The organism is Vibrio sp. Vb0667, assembly GCF_033391095.1.
Window position 1 is genome coordinate 1 of sequence record NZ_JAWPOL010000427.1, and the last position, 1,023, is coordinate 1,023.

The window sequence follows — 1,023 nt, forward strand, 5'->3', positions numbered from 1 at the left end:
TTTCAGCGTAAGCTTATTCAACAACACTTTGCTAATCGCTTGGTCAACCGTAAGCTGCCCACCGCCTTGCATGTCCAGCTTCATACCAGCCGCACTGCCTTTAAGCGCGTAGCTAAGATTGTTTACTTTATCGAATTCAAATGTATCTAAGCCAATTTTTGCCGATTCAATAGTGTTGTTTGGATCAGTGTACGTCGCATCAACATTGATGTTCTTCAACGCATAACTTGCAAGACCTTTCGCCAGTTTAAAGTCTGCCTTACCTTCTGCAGTAAACTTCTGGTCATTCATTTCGCCTTTCACACCAAAGTCAGCTGTCGTCCAGCTGTCAAAAGCAAATTCAGAAAGGTTCAACGATACATCATACAGCTTGGTGTAATTGCCGGCTTGCTTGTCTTGAATTTCTAGTGAGCCATTAGAAACCGTAACACCAGCCAGGTTGATACTCCAATCTGAGCCTGCAGACTGCGATTCGCCACTTTGATCTGGTGCAGTATCATTCGGTTGCTCTGCTTGTTGAGTTTGCGCTTTCGTTAGAGCATCAATGTTCTTGCTGCCGTCTTTCTTCGTTTCAACGTAGAACTCCGCACCATCTAAAGTAATGTTACCGATTTCAAGTTGTTTGCTAAAAAGTGGTGTGACAGAAACATCAACACCGACAGTGTCGACTTTAAAAAGATTTGGCTGACTAAAACCTTGCGGGTTACGCAGTTCGGTTCTTCCCAATTCAAAACCAATTGATGGGAAGAATTGCCAACTGATATCCCCTTCAATCACTAATTCTAACCCTGTTTGTTTCTGAGCTTGCTCAACAATCAGTGGCTTAAATTGGTTTGGATTGACAAAAATAGTTAACGCTAAAATTGCAGCAACAAATACCACAACAGGTATCGCGAGAACTAAGAGCAGTTTCTTCATTTGTTTTTCCTTGCTCGTGTGTTTTTAAAATTATAAGCGCAGACTAGATTTACCGCCGAGAGTTCCACAAAAGCGTGAAAATCATCCGGTTTTGACATGCAACTG

1 protein-coding gene is annotated in these 1,023 nt (G+C 42.2%); it reads right to left on the minus strand.

The genetic code is table 11. The features are described 5' to 3' along the window. Positions 1-918 (minus strand): AsmA family protein (locus R8269_RS26425; RefSeq protein ID WP_318223061.1); only part of this gene is annotated, 918 nt, incomplete at its 3' end. Between the last annotated feature and the right edge of the window lie 105 nt (positions 919-1,023).